General features: G+C 43.0%; 17 protein-coding genes. 8 read left to right on the top strand and 9 right to left on the bottom strand.

Annotated features, from left to right (window positions below; translation table 11 throughout):
• The first annotated feature begins 737 nt into the window (after nt 1–737).
• Complete coding sequence (locus BM021_RS03265) at nt 738–1118, top strand: hypothetical protein (protein WP_090718832.1); 381 nt, start codon at nt 738–740, stop codon at nt 1116–1118.
• A gap of 172 nt (nt 1119–1290) precedes the next feature.
• On the opposite strand, the gene phoR is transcribed toward BM021_RS03265, so the two are convergent.
• On the bottom strand, nt 1291–2598 hold the full coding sequence (gene phoR, locus BM021_RS03260; protein WP_090718830.1) for a phosphate regulon sensor histidine kinase PhoR: 1308 nt from the start codon (nt 2596–2598) through the stop codon (nt 1291–1293).
• A gap of 55 nt (nt 2599–2653) precedes the next feature.
• A complete protein-coding gene (phoB, locus tag BM021_RS03255; RefSeq protein ID WP_090718828.1) occupies nt 2654–3364 on the bottom strand; it encodes a phosphate regulon transcriptional regulator PhoB in 711 nt (236 codons plus the stop codon).
• Nucleotides 3365–3452: 88 nt separating this feature from the next.
• On the opposite strand from phoB, the gene BM021_RS03250 reads away from it, so the two are divergent.
• Complete coding sequence (locus BM021_RS03250; RefSeq protein ID WP_090718826.1) at nt 3453–3863, top strand: gamma-butyrobetaine hydroxylase family protein; 411 nt, start codon at nt 3453–3455, stop codon at nt 3861–3863.
• Nucleotides 3864–3901: 38 nt separating this feature from the next.
• Nucleotides 3902–4636, top strand: a complete 735-nt coding sequence (gene ubiE / locus BM021_RS03245; protein ID WP_090718824.1) for a bifunctional demethylmenaquinone methyltransferase/2-methoxy-6-polyprenyl-1,4-benzoquinol methylase UbiE — start codon at nt 3902–3904, stop codon at nt 4634–4636.
• 79 nt (nt 4637–4715) lie between these two features.
• Here the strand turns inward: ubiE and BM021_RS03240 are convergent, their stop codons facing one another.
• From BM021_RS03240 to metG, 4 genes are all read right to left on the bottom strand, one after another.
• Nucleotides 4716–5327 (bottom strand): hypothetical protein, encoded by a 612-nt coding sequence (locus tag BM021_RS03240; protein WP_256207746.1) that lies wholly within the window; start codon nt 5325–5327, stop codon nt 4716–4718.
• A gap of 355 nt (nt 5328–5682) precedes the next feature.
• Nucleotides 5683–6450 (bottom strand): YggS family pyridoxal phosphate-dependent enzyme, encoded by a 768-nt coding sequence (locus BM021_RS03235; protein WP_090718821.1) that lies wholly within the window; start codon nt 6448–6450, stop codon nt 5683–5685.
• 12 nt (nt 6451–6462) lie between these two features.
• Nucleotides 6463–6840 (bottom strand): nuclear transport factor 2 family protein, encoded by a 378-nt coding sequence (locus BM021_RS03230; protein ID WP_090718819.1) that lies wholly within the window; start codon nt 6838–6840, stop codon nt 6463–6465.
• Between the two features lie 12 nt (nt 6841–6852).
• Nucleotides 6853–8961, bottom strand: a complete 2109-nt coding sequence (gene metG / locus BM021_RS03225; protein ID WP_090718817.1) for a methionine--tRNA ligase — start codon at nt 8959–8961, stop codon at nt 6853–6855.
• Between the two features lie 122 nt (nt 8962–9083).
• On the opposite strand from metG, the gene apbC reads away from it, so the two are divergent.
• The 4 genes from apbC to BM021_RS03205 all read left to right on the top strand — a co-directional run bounded on the left by apbC (nt 9084) and on the right by BM021_RS03205 (nt 13575).
• Entirely contained in the window at nt 9084–10172 is a 1089-nt protein-coding gene (apbC, locus tag BM021_RS03220) for an iron-sulfur cluster carrier protein ApbC (RefSeq protein ID WP_090718815.1), read from the top strand.
• A 13-nt stretch (nt 10173–10185) separates the two neighbouring features.
• Complete coding sequence (gene dcd / locus BM021_RS03215) at nt 10186–10752, top strand: dCTP deaminase (RefSeq protein ID WP_090718813.1); 567 nt, start codon at nt 10186–10188, stop codon at nt 10750–10752.
• Between the two features lie 83 nt (nt 10753–10835).
• A complete protein-coding gene (locus BM021_RS03210; protein ID WP_256207745.1) occupies nt 10836–12041 on the top strand; it encodes a TIGR03790 family protein in 1206 nt (401 codons plus the stop codon).
• Between the two features lie 358 nt (nt 12042–12399).
• The gene (locus BM021_RS03205; protein ID WP_090718808.1) at nt 12400–13575 is read left to right on the top strand and encodes a type III PLP-dependent enzyme; all 1176 of its coding nucleotides are present in this window, start codon (nt 12400–12402) and stop codon (nt 13573–13575) included.
• An 88-nt stretch (nt 13576–13663) separates the two neighbouring features.
• Here BM021_RS03205 and BM021_RS03200 read toward each other — a convergent pair whose 3' ends face one another.
• Nucleotides 13664–14182 (bottom strand): dihydrofolate reductase, encoded by a 519-nt coding sequence (locus tag BM021_RS03200; protein WP_090718806.1) that lies wholly within the window; start codon nt 14180–14182, stop codon nt 13664–13666.
• Nucleotides 14179–14973, bottom strand: coding sequence for a thymidylate synthase (locus BM021_RS03195; RefSeq protein ID WP_090718848.1), 795 nt, complete (start codon nt 14971–14973; stop codon nt 14179–14181). Before BM021_RS03195 ends, BM021_RS03200 begins: the two co-directional genes overlap by 4 nt.
• Before the next feature lie 179 nt (nt 14974–15152).
• Here BM021_RS03195 and BM021_RS03190 point away from each other — a divergent pair, with 179 nt between their 5' ends.
• A complete protein-coding gene (locus BM021_RS03190) occupies nt 15153–16613 on the top strand; it encodes a M17 family metallopeptidase (RefSeq protein ID WP_090718804.1) in 1461 nt (486 codons plus the stop codon).
• 37 nt (nt 16614–16650) lie between these two features.
• On the opposite strand, the gene BM021_RS03185 is transcribed toward BM021_RS03190, so the two are convergent.
• Complete coding sequence (locus BM021_RS03185; RefSeq protein WP_090718801.1) at nt 16651–17937, bottom strand: LysM peptidoglycan-binding domain-containing protein; 1287 nt, start codon at nt 17935–17937, stop codon at nt 16651–16653.
• Between the last annotated feature and the right edge of the window lie 13 nt (nt 17938–17950).

Below are 17950 nucleotides of genomic sequence, written 5' to 3'. Positions count from 1 at the left end.
TCAGAAACGCATCCTCATATTCCGCTTCATCCGCCGTCCACATGTAGTCAGTGTGATCATCAGGAGCCAAATAAATCCTCTTCTGCGCTAAAACTTCCTGCGCAATGAATGTTATTAATAAAAAAATAAAACCCCTTGAAATAAGATTCTTCAAATCAGTTCCCCAGAATATGCAAAACAAAAATCAAAGAAATTAAAAGCACTCGTCAGTAATAAGTTCGAACTGGTGATGCTGAATTGCAGAACATCATTATTTGAATCGAAGGTAGGCAGGGTTGAGTTATTAGCTTACTCAAACTACTTAAAAACCATTACCAACAGAGTGAATACAATTAATGGCTAGAAATGTCCGATACTCGATATTACATACTCAGAAAAATGATCAAATTTGGAAGAGAAGTAGGAAATTGACTCAATTCATTAAATTCACTATTAGGGGGTCTACTCAGGTACTTGAGTAATGATCAAAATCTAGAAGTTAACTTGGTTCAACTTCTTGATACCCAACACTGGTTGATGAGGCGAAATAGAGAAAACAAAAAATCGCAGACATGCTATAAGATGTCTGGAAAAACGCTATCCATAGGTTACAGAGCAGAATTGCAGCACACCTATGGCCCAGTAAAAAAACCAAATCTAATGGTTTCCATTAGCCAATAACAGTGGTTTCCCTGATACACACTGAATACTGACTCTATTAAGATGCGGTTATTTTTTATTCTTAGAGGGTTCTTAGCATGAAAGCACTAAAACTTTTACCATTGCTCCCTTTGTTGATGCCTTGCCTATACGTTTCTTCAGTATTTGCTGTGGATGAAATAGATGATAGCGACCATGCTACCTTGGCAAAACATTATGAAAATCTGGCCAAATCAGCGGAAATAAAATTACAAAAAAATAAAGAGTTACTCCAAGAATATGAAGCGCATCCCTATCACTATGGCAGACAGGGTCAAGATCTACAATCACATACTGCCGCTAATATTCATGAATATAAAGGGATTGTAGAAGAAAATTTGCACAACGCAGAACTTCACAAGAAAAAGATAATAGAACGAGATGATCCAGTAAACAAAGCAAAAACCGATGCGGATCGAGATTCTATCGCAGTAAGATAACAATAATAACCCGCCACGGGATTGAGTAGAACTTATAACCACCGTTAACCGGTGGTTATTTTTATTATTTTGTAATCAATACCTTGTATGGGTTATAGTTGCAGTGATTCTGTCTGATCGGAAATCAAGATCTTTATTTACACAACCGCTTGATACAAGAAAAACTCTCACTTCACTTATTTAATGCGATCAAACGCTTGGCAGGAAACCATATATTAAAACGGCTGCCCTTACCTACTTGACTGATAATTTCCAGGCGCGCTTCATGCCGGCTTAGGACATGCTTGACAATGGCCAGTCCAAGACCCGTTCCGCCCGTCTCTCGTGAACGACTGTTATCTACGCGATAAAAACGCTCGGTCAAACGAGGGATGTGCTCTGGTTCTATGCCGATCCCGCTATCCTGTACAAAAAACAAGCCCTGCCCGTCATATTTTTCCCAGCTGATGTTGATTTCCCCCTTATCAGGCGTATAACGGATGGCATTACTGATCAAGTTACCAAAAGCGCTACGCAGCTCCTCTTCACTTCCCAAAAGCTGGTCTTGGGTGGCAATATTTAATTTGATTCGATGACGCCCAGCACTTAAGGATTCAGCATCCTGTAAAATGACATGTAATAGGCTGACGACATCCACTATCTTCTCGTTGATTTTATTCTGTTCATTTTCCAGGCGAGAAAGAATCAGCAAATCTTCAATCAGTCGTTGCATGCGTGTGGTTTGTTCAGTCATTAATGCCAGAACACGCTTATTGAAACCGGTATTCACATTTTCATCTGCGGATAATGTTTCAAGAAAACCACCGATGACGGTGAGCGGAGTGCGCAATTCATGAGAAACGTTGGCAATAAAGTCGCGCCGCATAGTTTCTATTTTTTCAAACCGTGTTATATCCCGACTGATCAGAAGCTTCTGGTTATAACCATAGGGCACTAACTGCAGTGAGATAATTAATCCTTGTTGACGCGGTTGCTTAAGAGTCAAATGATCACTGTATTTACGCGCTGTCAGATACTCTACAAAAGGTATTTGTCTCACCAGATACGTGATCTGCTGACCCGCATCCAACGACAAGTTAATGCCCAAGTGCTGCTCCGCGACCAGATTACACCATTCAATCCGGTCGGCTTCATCCAGAAGAACAATCCCATCGGGCATGGCTGAAGTGACGCTGCGCATGCGCTCCAATGCAAGACTTAGCAATTCCTGACTATGACTATATTGGCGCACATAGCGAGCCAAGTGGGCAAACACATCATTCCAGGCTCCGGTACCTGGCGGGATACTCGCAACAGAATGATCAGAACGCTGTAGCCAGCGTTCTAGCGCAACCAAATGACGGATGTGATGAAACACCATCCATAGCAACACGATACTAAAGAAAATCAGTGCCTTCACGGCACCTAGAATCATCCATATTATTGCTGTGATAAAGATAACAAGAAGAAGATTGGAACAACGTTGCCAGATATCAAACACTTCAATATTCCTGAGAAAGTATTAAGTGGTAGTGCTCATCGGGCAAGTTTCTTTGTCATATTTCTGTATCCGGATCTTTTGTAATAGCCGAAAACCGATAACCTGCACCTCTGACGGTCTGTATCCATTCATCTTTGCCTGTCAATTCTAACGCTTTGCGCAATCTGCGAATATGCACATCAACGGTACGGTCTTCGACAAATACGTGATCGCCCCATACCCGGTCGAGTAATTGGCTACGTGAATAGACGCGTTCGGTGTGCGTCATCATAAAATGCAACAAACGGTATTCGGTAGGACCCAATTCAATTTCCTTATTCCCGGCGGTTACCCGATGATTGACTGGATCCAGTCGCAATCCATCAATTTCAATTACCTCATCAGAAGCTTCCGGTATCAGCCTGCGCAACACTGCATTAATACGAGCAACCAATTCACGTGGCGAAAAAGGCTTAGTAATGTAATCATCCGCACCCATTTCCAGACCCGCTACCTTATCCGCTTCCTGAGTACGTGCTGTTAACATGATAATTGGAATTAGGCGAGTACGTTCACTGCGTCGCAAAATTCGCGCAAACTCAATACCGCTCATGTTAGGAAGCATCCAGTCCAGCAAAATCAGATCCGGCAATGCATCATTAATCATCACCATCGCCCTCTCTGCATTATCTGCACAGACGGTCTCATAGCCGGCTTGTTGCAGATTATAAGTAATCAATTCCTGTATAGCAGCCTCATCTTCCACGATCAGTATTCTTGCAGTCATGAGTGAATTCCTGTATCAATCCTTTTTTCTGTACTGTTTGCTACAATTGGTCTATTGATTACTTAACCAATTCTCTGAATAACATCATATGGCCGGCTTAACCAAAGATACCCCTCACCCTAAAGAAATCAAGCTACACCAAAAATCCAGAATTTTGGATATTACTTTTTCTGATGGACAGACTTTTCAATTTCCATGTGAATTTTTGCGCGTTTATTCGCCTTCCGCCGAAGTCAGTGGTCATGGGCCGGGACAGGAAGTATTGCAAACCGGTAAGAAAATGGTCAATATCCGGAAAATTGAGCCTGTTGGCAATTATGCCATACAACTCAGTTTCACTGACGGTCATAACACCGGGCTTTATTCATGGGACTTGCTCTATGATTACGGTCTCAATCAGGATAACATGTGGCAACGGTATCTGCAGCGGATGGAGGAAGCTGGCGCCAGCCGCGAACCTGAAACAAACCATCGGACGATGCATCACTCCTGTAAATAAGCTGTCATCAACCCTCATCTCAAACTCAACGACCTATTATGACTAAAACCACCCATTTTGGCTTTTACACTGTCTCTGAAGATGAAAAAGCCGGTAAAGTTGCGGACGTCTTTCATTCGGTAGCAGAACGCTACAATCTGATGAATGATCTGATGTCGGTAGGCCTGCATCGTTTATGGAAACGCTTCGCCATCGAAATCAGCGGTATCAAAAAGGGCGACAAGGTATTGGATATTGCAGGCGGCACTGGCGATTTAAGTGCACTGTTTTTACAAAAAGTAGGCAAATCCGGTGAAGTCTGGCTGACTGATATCAATAATTCCATGCTCTCTATCGGCCGCGACCGTCTGATTGATGAAGGTGCCCCTACGCCAGTCGCACAGTGCGACGCCGAAAAATTACCTTTTCCAGATAATTATTTTAATTGTGTCAGCGTAGCATTTGGCCTCAGGAACATGACCCACAAGGATATCGCGTTGAAGGAAATGCTGCGCGTCATCAAACCGGGGGGAACCGTCATCGTACTGGAATTTTCCAAAATCTGGAAACCTCTGCAACCCGCTTACGATACTTACTCATTCAAACTACTCCCCGTCATGGGAAAAGTTATTGCCAACGATGCAGAAAGCTACCGCTATCTGGCCGAATCGATCCGTATGCACCCTTCCCAGCAAGAATTAAAAAAAATGATGGAAGAAGTTGGTTTTGAGCGTGTGGAATACTTCAATTTGACAGCCGGAATTGTAGCGCTGCATCGAGGATACAAATTTTAGCGCTCCAAAATAAGAAAGGCGATCGATTGATCGCCTTTCATACTGAAGGATTAACTGAAATTCCTGTAACCTTAGTCCGCTACTGTTGCTTTACAAAGCTGCCATTCTGGTTAACCCATACTTCGTTGGTAAACGCATCATAGATAGTTGCCGCATCCGTGACAAAGCAATCTGGCACCTGTTGACTGGTAACTGTATCTTTAAGCGCCATGGTAATTGGAGGAGTGATAGTAACTCCCGGGATGTCTTGATACTGATCACCGAATACCGTTGTGATGTCGTAACAAACATCTGAGTTTATGATCAAACTGGACGTTTCTGCAGGTGCATTCACCGTACAGTGCTTGCTGTTTGAAAAGTTATTCGCAAAAGACTGGAATGGATTGGGAATGCCGGGAATATCGATAGTAATTCCTCCTATCGAAGAGGAAATGACATTCGTAGTCGTCAATACAGAAATTCCTGTTGCTGAAGATTGCCGAGGTGCTTCACATAGATTATTAGTTGTGGGTAGTGGAATACATTGGCCGTTGGTAGTCACATTCACAACATTGCCGCTCTGTGTATAAACCAAACCTGCCGGCACATTTACTGTATTACAAGCTGGGATGCTGTTGTCTGGAATTTGAGCGATCAATTCAGATAATGCCGCAATCCGGGTTGGAGTATCTCCCCAAGGTCCTCCTAACACATAAACACCACTATCATTTTTATTTACGCCGGCGTAAATTCCGGTTTCCGAATAAAACCGATATAACCAGGGATCGATGCTTTGCGTAATCTGGTGGCTCGGAAAATATTGCGGGTAAGTATTTTCTGCTCAATTTAAGAGTTTTTCTGTGTCACTAGCCATATCGGCGGTTGCAAAATGGACATTGACGAGCAAGAGCCATGCACATACTGTCAGAATCAATTGTTTTAATGGTCGTTTCATTTGTTATCTCCAATGATTTAGATCATGAAAGGTGTGAACACTTTAATAAACATCTCATACTTCAAAAAACAGCTTAAATAACAACTGTTCAAACAACTCAAGCTCTTGGTACTTACCCAAGCCCCGGCCAATAATGACTATCCGGTAACGGACGTTTGCCAAAAATGGCTTGTCCGACACGAACGACCGTCGCGCCTTCTTCGATCGCCAGCTCATAATCTCCTGACATACCCATCGAGAGCTCATCGAACGACAGGCTAGGTGGCGCTTCCTGACGCAGCATGGCCTGGATCTCACGCATTTTGATAAAGCATTGACGCACCCGATCATGATCAGGCGAAAAAATTGCCAGCGTCATGAGCCCCTTGATTCGCAAAGATGAGTAATTAGGCAGTTGCATGACAAAAGCACACACATCTTCCGGTGCCAAACCAAATTTGCTGGCTTCTCCGGAACTGTTCACCTGGACGTAAACGTCTATCGCACGCCCTTCATTTTGTAAACGTTTGTCGAGTTCTTCAGCAACTTTCAGGCTGTCCAATGCCTGGAATTCATTGGCAAAACGCGCCAGATATTTAGCCTTGTTGGTTTGCAGATGGCCAATGATCGACCATTGGATATTCAAATCACGCAGAACCTCGGATTTCTCCCGTGCTTCCTGAATCTTGTTTTCTCCCATTTCATGACAACCTGCTGCGTAGGCAATGCGCAATCTTTCCGCAGACACTGTTTTGGTAACAGGCAATAACCGCACACTGGCGGGATCGCGTCCAATTCTTCGGCAGGTATCGGCAATGCGCTGCTTGACTGTTGCAAGATTGGTTTTAATTTCGTTGAATTGCTGCTCTTCGTTGAGTACCAACGCCTTCTCCTGATCCATGGTTTTATGCCTTTATAGTATCTCGTCTATTTGAGATGCTTGATGAAATATTATTTTCCAGTTTTGGTCCCGACATTTCCAAATGGAAGATCTGATTGACCCTTTACTTGCGCTGTTCGGGCCGTTGAGTATTTTTGCAATATAAATAACCAGCACTACATCATCGGTTAACACCTTAATTCTGAAATTTGTCAGCACCCATTGAATATTATTATTCTTCTGCAGCAACCAATTAACCACATCGTTTCTTGAATTCACGCGACCGTTGCTGCTGATCTCCTCAAAATCACCGGCTATCAGATCATCCATCAAGGTAGGGTTCGCCGTCAGATCAGTCTGTAGCAATTTAAGCTCCAGTTGCTTGATATGTTCTGCAAGCTCCAGTTCCATGCAAGGATAAGCTTATTTAACCCGCATTCCCGGCTGTGCGCCGGTATCGGGAGAAAGGATGAACAATTCGCCTGGATTGCCGCCCCCGGCTGCCAATACCATGCCTTCTGACAAGCCAAATTTCATTTGCCGTGGCGCAAGATTTGCAACCATGACAGTATGGCGTCCTTTTAATTGCTCAGGATCATAGGCCAACTTGATACCCGCAAAGACAGTGCGTTGCTCACTACCAATATCCAGCGTCAACTTCAATAATTTTTCTGCACCCTGCACATGCTCGGCATTGATAATTTTTGCAACACGCAAATCAATCTTGCTGAAATCATCAATTGAAATCGCATCGGCAATCGGTGTAACGGCATGTTGTTGTTTCTCCGCGTGTCGCGCAGGGGAGCTGGTTTGGCCTGCAGGTGTTAAGCTTTGCGTATTGGCAACGGTCAACGCCTCAATCTGCTTGGCATCAATGCGTGTCATCAAGTGGTGATAAACGTTGATGGCATGACCTGCGGGTAATAATAAGTCCGATACCGGCTGTTCTTCTTTCAGTTCAGGCCAGGTTAACGGTTCGCAATTGAGAAAACGTTCAATTTGCTGCACTGTTTTCGGCAGAATAGGTTTCAGGTAGCGCGAAAGCAGGTAAAACAGCTGTATGCCCAAACTGCAGATTTTCTGCAGCTCTTCACTGCGGTCCGAGTCCTTGGCAACCTCCCACGGCGCCAGTTCCTGAATCGTCTCATTTGCTTCATCAGTAAGCTTCATGATATGCCGCACCGCGGCTGCAAATTCCCTTTCCTCGAACGCTTTTTCAATTTGATCAGGTCGCCAACCGGCAAAACGTTCGTTCACTACCGTTTGCAATTGTCGATACTGTTCGCCGTCCGCGAGCCTGCCGTCAAATCGTTTACTAATAAAACCTGCACAGCGGCTGGCAATATTAATAAATTTACCCACCAGATCTGAATTGACACGCGCGACAAAATCCTCCAGATTCAGATCGATATCTTCTAATGTGCTATTGAGCTTGGCCGCATAATAATAACGCAGCCATTCCGGATTCAAGCCTTGCTTCAGATAGCTTTCTGCCGTAATGAACGTGCCGCGGGATTTGCTCATTTTTTCACCATTCACCGTAAGAAAGCCGTGGGCAAAAATTTTGGTGGGAGTACGGTAGCCCGCATTTTTCAGCATTGCCGGCCAGAATAAAGCGTGAAAATACAAAATATCTTTACCGATAAAATGATACAGCTCGGCATCCGATTGCGGTTGCCAGAAAGTGTCAAAGTCGATGTGCTCACGCACGCAAAGATTTTTGAAACTGCCCATGTAACCAATTGGTGCATCCAGCCAGACATAAAAATACTTCCCGGGAGCACCAGGTATTTCAAAACCAAAATAAGGCGCATCACGTGAAATATCCCAATCTGAAAGTTTGTTCTCCCCAGTTTCACCGAGCCATTCGCGCATTTTATTCGCAGCTTCAGGCTGCAAATGCTCGTCCTCCCGGGTCCAGCGGCGCAGAAAATCAGCACAGCGCGTATCGGATAAGCTGAAAAAATAGTGTTCTGATGATTTCTTGACCGGTTTGGCGCCGGATACGGATGAATAAGGATTTTTTAATTCGGTCGGCGCATAAGCCGCTCCGCAGGCTTCACAGGAGTCGCCATACTGATCTTTGGCACCACATTTTGGACATTCACCTTTGACAAACCGGTCAGGCAGAAACATGTTCTTGACCGGATCATAAAGCTGTTCGATACCTCGCACTGCAATCAAACCGGCGGCCTTGAGTTTGCTATAGATGTCTTCTGAGAAATGCCGCGTTTCCGGCGAATGGGTGCTGTAATAGTTATCAAACTGGATATGAAAGCCAGTAAAATCCTCCAGATGCTCATCGTGGACTCGTGCGATCAATGTTTCTGGTGTAATGCCTTCTTTTTCTGCGCGTAGCATGATCGGTGTGCCGTGCGTATCATCCGCGCATACATAATAAGTCGTATGCCCACACATTTTCTGAAATCGTACCCAGATATCCGTTTGAATATATTCCACCAAATGACCTAAATGGATACTGCCATTGGCATAAGGAAGCGCAGAAGTAACCAGAATTTTTCGCTTGTTCATTAACTATCGGCAAGTCAGATTAAGTAAATGCCAATTGTAACAAACTGTGTACGCATTCCCGATATTTGTTACCATCCCTTTATTCAATTGTTAACCTCTAACCGGTAGTAAAAGGAGTCGTGATGACTATTTCTGAACAACAAATACAATCTGTACTCAAACAAGTCACTGATCCCACAACAGGTAAAGATTATGTGACCACGCAAGCAGTGCGCAATATTCAGATCGATCAAAACAATGTAGCCGTTGAGATAGAACTGGGCTATCCAGCCAACAGTGTTAAAGATAACGTTCAGAAACAGATCAGTGATGCATTGAAGTCCATAGCGGGAATCGGCAATACTCAAGTCACGGTCAGCAGCAAAATTATTCCTCATGCTGTACAACGTGGCGTCAAGCTTATCCCCGGCGTCAAAAACATCATTGCCGTAGCTTCCGGCAAAGGCGGCGTCGGAAAATCGGCCACAGCGGTTAATCTGGCTTTGGCATTGGCCGCGGAAGGCGCATCTGTAGGTATCTTAGATGCGGATATCTATGGTCCATCACAACCTCAGATGCTGGGAATCACAAGTCATCCTGAATCGCTCGATGGTAAAAGCATGGAACCAGTTCGAGCCCACGGGCTTCAAGCCATGTCCATCGGATTATTGATTGACGTCGAAACCCCGATGGTCTGGCGCGGCCCGATGGTAACGCAAGCCCTACAGCAATTGTTAAACGATACCAACTGGAAGGATCTGGATTATCTGATCGTTGATTTACCGCCCGGTACCGGTGATATTCAATTAACACTTGCTCAGAAAATACCGGTAACTGGCGCAGTCATTGTTACCACACCCCAGGATATTGCCCTGCTCGATGCACGTAAGGGATTAAAAATGTTTGAAAAGGTAGGCATTCCGATTTTAGGAATTGTTGAAAACATGAGTATGCACACCTGTTCTCAATGCGGGCATACGGAACCCATATTCGGAACCGGTGGCGGTGAAAAGATGTGCAAGGATTACAATGTAGAGTTTCTCGGCGCATTACCACTCGATATCAAAATCCGTGAACATACAGACATGGGCAAACCCAGTGTAGCCGCTGAACCCGAAGGAAGATTAGCCGAAATATACCGATTAATCGCGCGGCGCATCGCCGTCAAAGTCGCTGAATCTGCTGAAGACCACTCGGAATTATTCGCCAAGATCGTAATGGAAAATGACTAGGAAAGACTAAAGGATGACGATTAAATCAGATAAGTGGATACGCCAGATGGCACTCGAACACGGCATGATCGAACCGTTTGAGCCGGATCAGATACGTCAGAAAGACGACCAGCGTATTGTTTCGTACGGCACTTCAAGTTATGGCTACGATATCCGCTGCTCGGATGAATTTAAATTATTCACCAATATCAATTCCACTATCGTGGATCCGAAGAATTTCGACTCCAATTCATTTATTGACGTTAAAAGTGATATTTGCATCATCCCACCGAATTCCTTTGCATTGGCACGCACGGTCGAATATTTTCGCATCCCACGCAACATTTTGACTATCTGCTTAGGCAAGTCAACGTATGCCCGCTGCGGCATCATCGTAAATGTCACTCCATTTGAACCGGAATGGGAAGGTTATGTCACGCTGGAATTTTCCAATACCACTCCGCTGCCTGCCAAAATTTACGCCAATGAAGGGGTTGCCCAAGTCATTTTTTTTGAATCAGACGAAGTCTGTGAAACTTCTTATAAGGACCGAGGTGGTAAATATCAGGGACAACATGGTGTGACATTACCGAAAATTTAAAGCATTAAGTTTATCATGCAAATCACCTTATGCTGCTGGCAGAAAAAAATTGGAAGCTAATCGAGCAGATTTCTGCCATTTTGATGATGATTTTATTTTTTGCAGCTTTCCCGGTGCAAGCGCAAAAGCGCATTTTTTTGCCACGTACTGGACTGACGCCGGAAGATATTGCTGTCATTGTCAATGACGATGATCCACTATCCCGGCAAATTGCCCATTACTATCAGCAGGCACGGCATATTCCTGAAACTAATATGATTCATCTGCGTTTTGCATCTGAACGCAGTGTCATGACACCCAAAGAATTTAAACAACTGAAAGCCACGATTGATCAGCTTACTCCCGATCATGTACAAGCCTACGCGGTTGCCTGGACCACTCCCTACCGCGTGGGTTGCATGTCGCTGACTTCCGCATTGGCATTTGGTTTCGACAGGAAATACTGTGCACAGAAATGCGAGCCGACAGCGCTCAATCCCTATTTCAATGCGCAAAGCCTCTATCCGGCCAATGATTACAAGATACGGCCCGCGATGATGCTGGCTGGAACTTCTTTTGAGCAGGTTAAAGCGCTGATTGACCGGGGTATTGCTTCAGATCATAGCTTTCCAAAGGGACAAGCTTATTTATTGAGCACTTCAGATAAAGCCCGAAACAGCCGTGCAATGAGCTTTGAAAAAACTGCACATGATCTGGTCGGTGTTTTTTCTATACAAGTATTCGAAACCGATGTGCTTACTGACCGCCAGGATATTCTTTTTTATTTTACCGGATTGACCGAAGTGCCTCTGCTGCAGACACTAGGTTTTCTGCCGGGTGCGCTGGCAGATCATTTAACATCTACCGGCGGTATGTTGACCGATTCCAAGCAAATGAGCAGCTTGCGCTGGCTGGAAGCCGGTGCAACAGCCAGTTATGGTACAGTTGTTGAACCCTGCAGTTATCCGCAAAAATTTCCTTCCCCTCTAATCGCCATGTTTCACTACGCATTAGGCGCCAGTGCCATGGAAGCTTACTGGAAAAGCGTAGCCTGGCCAGGCCAAGGCGTATTCATTGGCGAACCATTGGCCAAACCATTTGCTCCATCATTACGGGAAATTAGTCCGGGACAGTTTGAATTAAAAATTTTTTCCCCTCGTGCAGGAAAATTGAGAATTGAAGAATCACATTCTGCTGCCGGACCATTCAAACTCTTCCCACCGCAGCAAGCGATTCACCGCGGAGAAAATCTGTTCCGCTTCCGGTTTAATGAAAAAACAGATGGCTATTTAAGACTTCAATGGAACTAAAGATTCGCATGAAAATGCGGTAATACAGATCAACAATTTATGCTGATGTACCCATACTGCTCATAATAAAAAATACCGCAGTGATATAAACTTTTTTTAAAAAAGAACGTCAAATTCAGCATATGTATAATTCATACAACTTATTGTTTTTATTTAAATATTTTAATTACATAAAAAGCAATTTTTTTACGTAAAAAAATACTTGATTTACCCGAAATGCAGACTATAATGCGTGCAACTTTAAAAAAACTCACTGATAAGGAGGTCATCATGATAAATATTAAGAACTTTTTTGCTCCAGCTGATCTCGTTAATGTTCATATTCCTGAAACGTAGCCATTTTTAAAGGAAAACTTCTATGCCTGCATTTTCTTCTACACTTCCAAAATTCGATCAAGCTGAAGTTTTATTTGATACTCACCCTGAAATCAGTCTGGATTTCAAGCATGTTCAGAATGTACTAAAGCAAGGCTATCAACACCCCTTCTTATTAATTGATAGCAATATCATTCGACAAAAAACCCGCCGATTCAAAACTGCAATGCCGAGCATTCATCCGCATTATGCAGTCAAGGCCAACCCCGATCACCGCGTGTTAAAGACACTGATTAAAGAAGGAGCTGGTTTTGAAATTGCTTCCATCGCCGAGCTTGACTTATTACTAACGCTGGGAGTGCCCGCTGCTGAGATATTTTATAGTAACCCGATCAAGTCGAGGGCCTATCTCAAATATGCCGCAACCAAAGGGGTCGAATGGTATGTGCTTGACAGTGTAGAAGAGCTGCACAAGATTGTAAGTGTCAAGCCAGATGCCAAAATGTATCTGCGTATCGATACTCCTAATATTGGCAGTGATTGGCCATTGGCAGGTAAATTCGGAACACATCTGGGCGACATTCATGAGGTCATTAATGAGGCTGCAAAGATCAAGGCAGATCTGGCCGGCGTTACATTTCATGTAGGCTCTCAATGTCGCAATCCGCAAAACTGGCGAGTCGGCATAGAGCGCGCAAAGAAAGTTTTTGCCGATATGCAAGCCGCAGGTCTGAATCCTCGATTACTTAACATCGGGGGAGGCTACCCAGTGCGCCATCTCAAACCAATTCCCTCAATCGAAGTAATTGCCGAGGTCATCAATGAAGCTATCGCTGACTTGCCGGATGACATCCGTATCATAGCAGAACCTGGCCGTTATTTGGTCTCTGATTCAGCTTACTTCGTGTGTCGTGTAGTGGGTACCGCAACTCGAAATGGAAAGCGATGGATGTATTGGGATGCGGGTATGTTTGGTGGGGTCATAGAAATGACCGAAGGTTTACGTTATGAAATCCTCACTGATCGGAAGGGTATTAATATTCCTTGGTCTGTTGCTGGCCCCACCTGTGATTCAGTGGATGTTTTGATGCATGACTTAATGCTGCCCAATGACATGCAAGAAGATGACTTTATTTATATCCCTAATTCTGGTGCTTACACTACTGCTTATGCCAGCAATTTCAACGGGTTTCCTTTACCTGATATTAAGGTGATATAAGTATCTCCCGTGATCATATAGGTGGTGAAATAGCATGCAATATGCATTTCACCATTTATAAGATGAGAATTTCAGAAAGCTTCATAACTTATTTAAATGATGGCTTACGATCAAGTATGATAAAATGGTATTCCATGTTGTTATCCTGATCAGAATAATGCTTATCCCGCTGCGTTTCTTTCCAATCGTTGGGATCAAATTCCGGAAAGAAAGTATCCCCCTCAAAATCTCTCTGAATCTCCGTAATATACATGCGCTGGCAAATTTTAAGGGTTTGCCGGAATATCTCCTCGCCCCCTATAATAAAATGTTCATGATTGATGATGCTGACTTGCTTGCATACTTGCAGAGCTTCTTCAACAGAATGAACAACTGTCGCTCCAAGCGCTTTAAAATTCTTCTGGTGAGTAATAACGATACTGGTTCTACCTGGTAGGGGTCGACCAATAGATTCATAGGTTTTGCGGCCCATTATAATAATATGGTCCATGGTCAGTGACTTGAAATGTTTCAAATCAACTGGTAAATGCCAAGGCAATTTATTATTTTGGCCAATGACTCGATTCCTAGCCATGGCTACCAATATGGATAAGCACAGCGAAGTCATATGGCTATAGGTGCTTTAATAGCTGGATAAGGATCATAATTTTCCAATACGAAATCTTCATATTCAAAATCCAGAATCTCTCGCTTATTGGGATTTAACTTCATAATAGGCAGCGGCCTCGGCTTGCGCTTTAATTGCTCATGAGCTTGTTCAAGATGGTTCAGATAGAGATGCGCGTCTCCAAACGTATGCACAAAATCTCCTGGTTGAAGATCACATACCTGCGCAATCATCATTGTGAGCAATGCATACGATGCAATATTAAAAGGTACACCTAAAAAAATATCTGCACTACGCTGATAAAGCTGGCACGATAAATGATTATCTGCCACATAAAACTGAAAAAAAACATGGCATGGAGGTAACCTCATTTTATGCAAATCACCCACATTCCAGGCAGAGACAAGCATGCGCCGCGAATCGGGCGTATTTTTTATTTGCTCGATAACCTGCTTAAGCTGATCAATATGCTGACCATCTGCTGTTGCCCAGGATCGCCATTGATGGCCATATATGGGACCCAGATCACCATTCTCATCAGCCCATTCATTCCATATTGATACACCATTTTTATGTAAGTATTCGATATTCGTATCACCTTGCAAAAACCACAATAGCTCATGAATAATTGATTTCAGATGACATTTTTTAGTGGTAACTAATGGAAAACCATGGGCTAAGTTGAAGCGCACTTGATAACCAAAGATTGACAAGGTACCAGTACCCGTGCGATCTGATTTCTGGTGCCCATGATCGATAATATGTTGCATTAGCTCAAGATATTGACGCATCATAATATGATACTCCCCTTTATGAGAACTGAGAACCAGAAATCTATCTGCTACAAGCTATCTCAGCCATCATAATGTACTTAAGACGTATATAATAGCAGTAATTATCAGCAATCATTCTTACGTCATGACTTAAGACATTGTCATGCAGAAAAAAATATTTAACAGGAAAGCTTTCAATGCTGGCAACTCTTTTCCAGAATGTATCACCTATCGATCAATCTATTAAAGCATCGCATATTCTCGTAATACTCCCTAAATTAGAAAAGTTACCCAAGAAATACAATCTCTTTGGTGAAGAATCGCTTGAAAAATTGTTTGTGCGACGCGAAATGAAATTAACTGATCTTAGTTGTACTCCGGTCAGTGCAAATCTTGAGAACGGTGAATTATGTGCCTGGGCCATGATAGACAGTAGCCAGCCTGTATTTAATCAGCAAACTTGCATGCGTAAAGCAATCAAGTTGTTACTTCTTGAAAATCCATCTGAAATACATATTGCCGTTTATGGCACTACTCATCAAAAGAAAAATTTCTCCGAATTGGCTGTATATGCGACTTGGGTCAATGGCGCTGTATTACCCGTACGAAAAAACAAGCCCGCTAGAAAATCGCTAACGAAGATTTCACTGTATGGCTACAAGGATGCGGCAAACTTTACATTGCAGCGAGCATTGGCAGAAGGCAACTTGTTGGCTCGTGGTCTTACGGTTTTGCCCGCCAATGAATTAACGCCTGAAACCTATCGTCAACAGATTAAAAAGCTTGCGGAAAACGAAGGTTGGAAATACGAAGAGTTCGATTTAAATAAATTGAAGGAAATTGGTGCAGGTGCTTTTATCGCTGTTGCTCAAGGTAGTGATTCAGAAGATGCCGCTATTGTACATTTACAGCATAATTGCAAGCACAATTCACATAATAAAAGCGTCGCTGTTGTTGGCAAAGGTATTTGTTTTGATACGGGTGGCCATAATTTAAAACCGGCCCGACATATGCAAGGTATGCACGAAGATATGAATGGCTCCGCAGTAGCCTTGGGCATTTTACTTGCCGCAACTCGAGCCGAAATTCCGATCAAGATTGATTGCTGGCTCGCGATAGCACAAAACCATATCAGTCCACGGGCTTATAAACAAAATGACATTATTTCAGCATTGAGTGGATTATCCATTGAAGTAGTCCATACGGATGCTGAAGGACGTATGGTTTTGGCGGATACTTTAACGTTGGCTGCTAAGCTAAAACCGGACTTGATTATCGATTTCGCTACACTGACCGGAAGCATGAGAACCGCCTTAGGGTCACGATACAGCGGAATTTTTAGCAATCGTGATGATCTATCTCAAAAAGCCGTTTCAGCGGGCAAAAAAAGTGGTGAGCGCGTTTGTGTTTTTCCAATGGACACAGACTATGAAGAAAGTCTTGAAAGTAGTATTGCGGATATCAAGCAATGCGAGCTTGAGGGAGAATTTGATCATATTCTTGCAGCCTGTTTTCTGCGCAGATTTGTTAGCGATACACCTTGGGTACATGTAGATTTATCGGCCTGCAACCACAAAGATGGTTTAGGTGCTGTCGATAGTGAGATTACAGGATTCGGCGTAAGTTGGGCTATTGAATTTTTAAAAAGTATTGAGTGAATACTTTTTAAAAATGATTATTGAGCGAAATATATCTTTAACTTTTCATAAGAACAAGTTTCTGCCCTATCGCTAAACTCTCATCATCATTATTATTCCACAATTTGATTAGATCAACAGTTGTACCGTATCGTTTTGCTATTTCGTACAAAGTATCGCCTTTCTTTACAACATGAATACTGGCTTGATGATTTTGTAAGTGCTTTTTGTTTTGCGCAGCACTTTCTGCATGATTTTCTGCCACAGCTTGAGGAACCAATATCTTTTGTCCAAGCGTAAGATTCTTATTTCGAGAAATACCATTGATGGCTTGCAACTGCTTCACGGTAGTTGAATAACGAGCCGCAATTTCATTGATATTTTCGCCTTTTTTAACATGATAAAACTTCCATGAAATTCTAGGATCCTGGTAAGTCTCTAAATTTTTTAAGAAAATATCTTTGTTATTCTTGGGGAGCAATAAAGTACGAGGCGCATCAAGTACTTTAATAACATAGCGATTGTAAGCGGGATTTAAGGCGGTAAATTCAACTTCAGAGATATTTGCGAGGCGGGTAACGAGGGAGATATCGATGTGCTCATGTATTGTGACGGTGTCAAAATACGGTCGATTAGGTACCGGTCGAAGTTTTATACCGTATTTTTTTGGGTTAGCAATAATGTCTTTAACTGCTGATAGCTTATAAACATAGTGCTTGGTTTCAACTGGAAGATTTAGATCGCGAAAGCTGGTTGATCTTCCTTTATGAATATTTCTAGACAAAACCTTACTTACCGCGCCTTCACCTAAGTTATAGGCTGCTATGGCAACTTCCCAATCACCAAATCTCTGATAAAGATATTGTAAGTAATCAAGAGCAGCTTCAGTCGATGCGATAATGTCACGGCGGTCATCATGCCATACATTTTGTTCCAAGCCCAAGATTTTTGCAGTTTCTGGTATAAATTGCCACAAACCCGCAGACCGGTTATCTGATTTAATGAGAGGATTATAAGCGCTTTCAATCACAGGTATTAAGGCAATTTCCATTGGCATACCACGACGCTCGACTTCCTCCACAATATAAAATAAATACCGCTCACTTCTTGCAATAATATGATTGATTGTCTGCGGATTCTCCGTATGAGGAGTTTCAATTTTACGTATTGCTTTACTGCTAGAGGATAGTATCAATGCAAACCCGCTTCGTACACGATCCAATAAATTTGCATGATGTTGATTTTTGTCCTGTACTAATCCGAGAGCAAACACATCAACTGATAGTGAAGCCCAGAAAAGCAGTGAAATTAGTAAAGCAAATAGACTATTTCTGTTAAAAATCATTTATATAGCTTAT

It is taken from the genome of Nitrosomonas sp. Nm166, from assembly GCF_900112825.1.
In the GTDB taxonomy this organism is placed as follows: domain Bacteria; phylum Pseudomonadota; class Gammaproteobacteria; order Burkholderiales; family Nitrosomonadaceae; genus Nitrosomonas.
Note: the sequence above shows the minus strand (reverse complement) of the source record. Positions and strands in the feature narration are given on the sequence as shown.

Excerpts from the sequence above, each read along its gene's own strand:
- BM021_RS03195 (WP_090718848.1), bottom strand. The coding sequence starts at position 14,973 with ATGCGTCAATATCTTGAGCTAATGCAACATATTATCGATCATGGGCAC.
- BM021_RS03230 (WP_090718819.1), bottom strand. The coding sequence starts at position 6,840 with ATGGAACTGGAGCTTGCAGAACATATCAAGCAACTGGAGCTTAAATTG.
- phoB (WP_090718828.1), bottom strand. The coding sequence starts at position 3,364 with ATGACTGCAAGAATACTGATCGTGGAAGATGAGGCTGCTATACAGGAA.
- BM021_RS03205 (WP_090718808.1), top strand. The coding sequence starts at position 12,400 with ATGCCTGCATTTTCTTCTACACTTCCAAAATTCGATCAAGCTGAAGTT.
- BM021_RS03265 (WP_090718832.1), top strand. The coding sequence starts at position 738 with ATGAAAGCACTAAAACTTTTACCATTGCTCCCTTTGTTGATGCCTTGC.
- BM021_RS03235 (WP_090718821.1), bottom strand. The coding sequence starts at position 6,450 with ATGGATCAGGAGAAGGCGTTGGTACTCAACGAAGAGCAGCAATTCAAC.
- metG (WP_090718817.1), bottom strand. The coding sequence starts at position 8,961 with ATGAACAAGCGAAAAATTCTGGTTACTTCTGCGCTTCCTTATGCCAAT.
- ubiE (WP_090718824.1), top strand. The coding sequence starts at position 3,902 with ATGACTAAAACCACCCATTTTGGCTTTTACACTGTCTCTGAAGATGAA.
- BM021_RS03185 (WP_090718801.1), bottom strand. The coding sequence starts at position 17,937 with ATGATTTTTAACAGAAATAGTCTATTTGCTTTACTAATTTCACTGCTT.
- BM021_RS03190 (WP_090718804.1), top strand. The coding sequence starts at position 15,153 with ATGCTGGCAACTCTTTTCCAGAATGTATCACCTATCGATCAATCTATT.
- dcd (WP_090718813.1), top strand. The coding sequence starts at position 10,186 with ATGACGATTAAATCAGATAAGTGGATACGCCAGATGGCACTCGAACAC.
- BM021_RS03250 (WP_090718826.1), top strand. The coding sequence starts at position 3,453 with ATGGCCGGCTTAACCAAAGATACCCCTCACCCTAAAGAAATCAAGCTA.
- BM021_RS03210 (WP_256207745.1), top strand. The coding sequence starts at position 10,836 with ATGATGATTTTATTTTTTGCAGCTTTCCCGGTGCAAGCGCAAAAGCGC.
- apbC (WP_090718815.1), top strand. The coding sequence starts at position 9,084 with ATGACTATTTCTGAACAACAAATACAATCTGTACTCAAACAAGTCACT.
- BM021_RS03200 (WP_090718806.1), bottom strand. The coding sequence starts at position 14,182 with ATGACTTCGCTGTGCTTATCCATATTGGTAGCCATGGCTAGGAATCGA.